The 5,420-nt window shown below is 63.7% G+C and carries 6 protein-coding genes; 2 read left to right on the forward strand and 4 right to left on the reverse strand.

Annotated features, from left to right (window positions below; translation table 11 throughout):
- Positions 1-309 (reverse strand): hypothetical protein (locus tag AC1D1P_RS13370; RefSeq protein ID WP_477673319.1); only part of this gene is annotated, 309 nt, incomplete at its 3' end.
- 626 nt (positions 310-935) lie between these two features.
- Between AC1D1P_RS13370 and AC1D1P_RS13375 the strand changes: the two genes are divergently transcribed.
- The gene (locus tag AC1D1P_RS13375) at positions 936-1,934 is read left to right on the forward strand and encodes an NAD-dependent epimerase/dehydratase family protein (RefSeq protein ID WP_477670182.1); all 999 of its coding nucleotides are present in this window, start codon (positions 936-938) and stop codon (positions 1,932-1,934) included.
- An 86-nt stretch (positions 1,935-2,020) separates the two neighbouring features.
- On the forward strand, positions 2,021-2,998 hold the full coding sequence (locus AC1D1P_RS13380) for an ABC transporter substrate-binding protein (RefSeq protein WP_477670183.1): 978 nt from the start codon (positions 2,021-2,023) through the stop codon (positions 2,996-2,998).
- A gap of 84 nt (positions 2,999-3,082) precedes the next feature.
- Here AC1D1P_RS13380 and AC1D1P_RS13385 read toward each other — a convergent pair whose 3' ends face one another.
- From AC1D1P_RS13385 to AC1D1P_RS13395, 3 genes are all read right to left on the reverse strand, one after another.
- The gene (locus AC1D1P_RS13385; RefSeq protein ID WP_477673320.1) at positions 3,083-4,030 is read right to left on the reverse strand and encodes an SMP-30/gluconolactonase/LRE family protein; all 948 of its coding nucleotides are present in this window, start codon (positions 4,028-4,030) and stop codon (positions 3,083-3,085) included.
- 2 nt (positions 4,031-4,032) lie between these two features.
- On the reverse strand, positions 4,033-5,019 hold the full coding sequence (locus tag AC1D1P_RS13390) for an ABC transporter permease (protein WP_457282643.1): 987 nt from the start codon (positions 5,017-5,019) through the stop codon (positions 4,033-4,035).
- Positions 5,019-5,420: ABC transporter permease subunit (locus AC1D1P_RS13395; RefSeq protein ID WP_477673321.1), on the reverse strand; the 402-nt coding region annotated here is incomplete at its 5' end. The genes AC1D1P_RS13390 and AC1D1P_RS13395, both read right to left, overlap by 1 nt.

The raw sequence follows: 5,420 nt of genomic DNA on the forward strand, positions 1-5,420 counted from the left end.
CTTGATGAGGTCGAGGACCCACTGGTTGTCCTGAACAATGCCGCTCGCTTCCACGATCCCGGCCGCCACCACGCCCTGGGACCTGGCGAATGCGCTGTACTCCGGCGGCAGCACGTCGCGGAAGATCGGCCCCTCCGCCGCTGTGGGCCATGGCACACCGCCGGACCGGGTCACCTGCCAGAAGTGAATATGCGTCTCGACGATGGGCCGTTTGCCGGGCGGGGCGTTGCGTTCGGCGGATTCGATCGCAGCCAGCAGCGCCTGATCGACGGCACCACGCCCCCCGCGCGCCGCTGCGAGCCACGTCATGCCAGCGCCGCCGCTGCTGCCGCGCAGTGCCTCAGGCCTTTGCTTACTGTCTCCTTCATGGTCTTCTCCTTGTCGGGTTGATGGGTGTTCCGGAACGAACCCTGTCATACGGTAAGTCAGTGGTAACTGACACATTGTTGATGCAGATCGAGGCGCTATTGGACGGCGGCACGCCTCCGGCAGGATCGCGGATCAGGGTAAGACCAATATTACATATGTGTCAATATTGGCCTGACCAATCAACACCGCAGACCCGCGAAGCCCACAGAGAAGCAACGATGGATCAGAAATAACCGGCACCTCCCCGGCAAGTGGTTTTCACTCGGTGCAAGCGCCCGAACGCAGTGACCCGGCGAGAAACAGGGACGGCGCCGGCGTCGTAGAGAGCCGCCACCCTCTCTAATCGGTGAAGGCTCGCGCCCGGGGCCAAGTCCACTTTCTTTCCTGCCGGCTTCGCCATGTCGTTTGCAGCAAAGTCTTTTCTCCTCTGAAGCGCACAGCCAGGAGGACAACTCCGGAATCGATATAGGTTGCAACCCATATGAATTCGTGTATGGATCAAGCCCAAAACATGATCGCCAAAGCAGGGCCGGCTTGCTATCATCCGCGCCATTCAGAGGGCCCGAATGCAACCACCTTCCTCCGGACTCCTTCTCGTCACGGGTGCCACCGGCAAAGTGGGCCGCGCGTTCATCCAGCGAGTACTGGAGGACGCCAGTCTTGATCGCTTCCGCGTGCGGGCGCTCTGCCACAACCGTGTGTTGCAGCCTCGCGAACGCCTGGAGTGCGTGCGGGGTTCCATTCAGGATCGCGCGGACGTGCAGCGCGCGCTCGAAAGCGTGACACACGTGCTGCACCTGGCCACAAGCAAGGAAACGCCGGACGAGGTGATGGATGTCGCCGTCAAGGGCATGTTCTGGTTGCTCGAGGGCTGCCGGACAAGCACCACCTTCCGGCAATTCGTGCTGGTCGGCGGCGACGCCGCTGTCGGGCATTTCCACTACGCGCACCCCGTACCGGTGGTAGAAAGCCAGCCGCATACCGCCTACCCTGGATGCTATGCCCTGTCCAAAGTACTGGAAGAAGTAATGCTCCAGCAGTACCAGGTCCAGTATGACCTGAACGGCTGCTGCCTGCGTGCACCCTGGATCATGGAGAAAGACGATTTCCGCTTCACTTTGTCTTTCGGCGACGACGTGTTCGGAGGCCCGCGCTGGCGGGACCTGGTGACAGAGAGCGAAGCGCGCGACCACGTTCGCAGCGGCGCCGTCCCGGTGATGCTTGATCCGGATGGTCAACCAGTGAAGCGCAACTTCGTCCATGTGTGCGATCTTGTGGATGCCATCTTGCTGGCCCTGGACGCACCACGCGCCCGGCAGCAACTGATGAACGTGTGCATGGACGAGCCGCTCGACTATGGCGAGCTTGGCACATACCTGGCACGCACGCGGGGCCTGCCGCTCGTGCCAGTCCGCACACCCTACCGCTCCACGTGGCTGGACAACACCAAGGCGAAGTTCCTGCTGGGCTGGCACCCCCAGTTCGACATGGCCCGGATGGTCGAGTCCGCGTGGACGTACCAACGAGCACCCGACGATCCTCGCATGGTCTGGTATCCCGGCTGAGTTCAGCCGCCCGCTACAGCACCGGGCGGTCAGTAAGGCAAGAGTGCTGCACCCGATCGAACAGATACGAAGACAGGAGACACAAGATGACCCCGATGAAACGACGCAGCTTTGCCGCCATCATGGCGGCCGCCGGCCTGGCATACGCCTGGGCGACACCGGCCTGGAGCCAGGCGAAAGGTAAGAAGCTGGTGATCGGCTTCGCGCAGACCGGCGCCGAAAGCGAGTGGCGCACAGCCAATACGGACTCCGTCAAGGCCGCTGCCAGCGCGGCCGGCTATGAACTGAAGTTCTCAGAYGCACAGCAGAAGCAGGAGAACCAGATCAAGGCAATCCGGTCCTTCATCGCCCAGAAGGTGGACGTCATCATCCTCGCACCGCTCGTCACGACGGGCTGGGATACCGTGCTGCGGGAGGCCAAGTCCGCCAAGATCCCCGTCATTCTGGAAAGCCGCAGTGTGGTGGTGAAAGATCCCTCCACCTGGACCACCTTCGTGGGTTCGGACTTCGTCGAGGAAGGCCGGCGCGCCGCGCAGTGGTTGCTTGATAACACCAAGAACACCACCGGCGACGTGAACATCGTCGAATTGCAGGGCACCGTGGGCTCCGATCCCGCGATCGAACGGAAGAAAGGCTTCGAGGAAGGGCTCAAAGCAAATCCTCGCTACAAGATCATCCGCTCGCAGACCGCCGACTTCACCCGCGCCAAGGGCAAGGAAGTCATGGAAGCCTTCCTCAAGGCTGAAGGCAAGAAGGTCAACGTGCTGTACGCACACAACGACGACATGGCCATCGGCGCGATTCAGGCCATCGAGGAAGCAGGCCTGAAGCCGGGCAAGGATATCCTCGTAATCGGCGTGGATGCGGTCAAGGGCGCCTTCGAGGCGATGATCGCCGGCAAGATGAATGTCAGCGTGGAGTGCAACCCCCTGCTTGGCCCCCAGCTGATGGAAGCGGCAGCCAAAGCCGCCTCGGGGCAAACGCTGCCGCGCTGGATCAAGTCGATCGAGGGTGTGTTCCCGGCCGAAGTAGCCGCCAAGGAATTCCCGAACCGCAAGTATTGACACTGACAGTCGGGCCCCGCTGCAAGCCACGGCGGCGGGCCCAGCTGTGGCTCATCATTCTCAGAGTCGCCGCGATGCCGTGAGCTACACCAGGCTGTGTGCCCAGACACCAGACGTCGTGAGATAGCAGGCGTACAGCGACGTCGTGGCCGTGATGAAAAGGCGGTTACCTCGCGGCCCGCCGAACTCTACATTGGCCACCGGCTCGGGAACGAGGATCCGGCCAAGCAGTTCGCCCTGCGGCGAGAAGCAATGCACGCCGTCTCCGGCGCTGGTCCACACATTGCCGCGCAGGTCCACGCGAAGGCCGTCCGGTATCCCAGCATCCACGGTGGCGAAGACTTCGCCGCCTCGCAGCCGGCCGCCGGCTGCCACGTCAAACACTCGAATGTGTCGCGGCCCCTGCGGATCATGTGATGCCCCGGAATCCGCCACATACAGCAGGGTGCCGTCCGGAGAAAACGCCAATCCATTGGGCTGCACGAAGTCCGTGGCGGCAACTTCCACTCGCCCGCTACCGGCGTCGACCCGGAACACGTAGCGGCCACCGTACTCGGGCTCGGCCGCATAACCCTCGTAATCGGACAGGATCCCGTAGGTCGGGTCGGAGAACCACACGGCGCCATCGGGCGCGACAACGGCGTCATTCGGCGAGTTCAGCCGCTTGCCTTCAAAGGCGCYTGCGATCACGATGCGCCGGCCATCGAGCTCGGTGCGGCTGACGCAGCGCGTGCCATGCTCGCAGCTGATCAGGCGGCCTTCGCCATCACGCGTATGGCCGTTGGCGAAGTTGGAGGGCCTGCGAAACTCTACTACGTTGCCCTCGCCTGCGCCGTCGGGCACCCACCGCAGGACGCGGTTGTTGGGGATGTCGCTGAACAGCAGGAAGTCGCCGGCCGGAAAATACACGGGGCCCTCTGCCCAACGCGTGCCGGTGAAGAGCTTTTCTACAAACCCGTTCGGCGGAACCAGTCCGCGAAAACGCACATCGTGCAGCAGGAAATCGCCCCGGATGCCATAGCGGTCAGCCAAGATCACCTCACCCTGGCCGAACGGCCATACAGCAGCAGCATGCACAGGATCAGCGCGCCATAGATGATCTGGCGGCCCGCCTCGGGCATCTGCAGAACCGCAAGCACGCTTTGCAGCAGCACGATGAACACTACGCCTGCAACAGTGCCCAGGTAGCTGCCGCGGCCGCCCAGGATGTTGGTGCCGCCCAGCACGACCGCGGCGATCGCGGGCAGTACGTAGGGATCACCCATGGCCTGGTAGGCGTTAGCCGAGTAGCCGGCGAGCAGTATGCCGGCGAGCGCTGCCAGAGCCCCGCAGGCCACGAAGCACAGCACGATGACTTTGCCGGTGCGCACGCCGGACAGGTAGGCGGCGCGCTCGGTGTTGCCGATGATGTACACGTAGCGGCCGATGGCAGTGCGCGTCAGCACCAGGTAGAACAGCAATGAGACGGCCACCCAGGTCCACACGGCATTGGGCACGCCAAACGTCCTGCCGACGCCCAGTGCACGCATCAGCTCGGTAGCGCCGTGCACCGGTGCATGCCCGCCCGAGTAAAGGACCATCAGGCCCTGCAGCACAGCGTTCGCGCCCAGCGTGAAAATCATCGAAGGGATGCGCAGGATCGCCACCCCCAACCCATTGACCAGGCCGATCAGCGCGCCGCAGGCGATGCCTGCGGGGATCGCCCAGCCGGCGCCATAGGTGGCGCCCGCGGCGGCGGCCATCATTGCCCCGGTGGTGATGGTCCAGGGCACCGACAGGTCAATGTGGCCCAACAGGATGACGGCCATGAGCCCGGCGGCTGTGATGCCAAGGAAGGCGGCGATCTGCAGTTGCAGCAGCAGGTAGCCCGGCATCAGGAAGTTGCTGTTGACGACGCTGGCGGCCAGCAGAAGGGCCAGCGAACACAGGGCCACCATGGCCGGCGGATTCAACAGCAGTCTCTGAAACACACGCTTGCTGGTGGCGGAGGAGCGCGGAGTGTCAACGGAGAGGCTGGTCATCAGAACAGGTCCAGGCGGTTTCGCAGGCGAAGCACGTGCAGCGCGCCGACGCATACAGCCGCCAGGAGGATGAGTCCTTCGAACAGCGGCTGCCAAAGCGCAGGCGCATTGAACACGAACAGCAGGTCGCCAATGGTGCGCAACACGAAGGCACCCAACACCGATCCCACCATGCCCCCTGCGCCCCCATAGAGCGAGGTTCCGCCGATCACGACCGCCGCGATGGAATTGAGGGTGTACAGGCCCGCCTGCGGCGAGCTGGCCTCGCCCGACAGGGAGATCAGCGACAGCAGCAACCCGGCAAGCCCGGAAAGCAGTCCCGCGGCGGTGTACGCGATGAATTTGGCCCGCTGCGACGGAACGCCCGAAAGATAAGCCGCCTGCTCGGACGACCCCACGGC

The sequence above is a fragment of the Polaromonas sp. P1_E1_2 genome, from assembly GCF_056406035.1.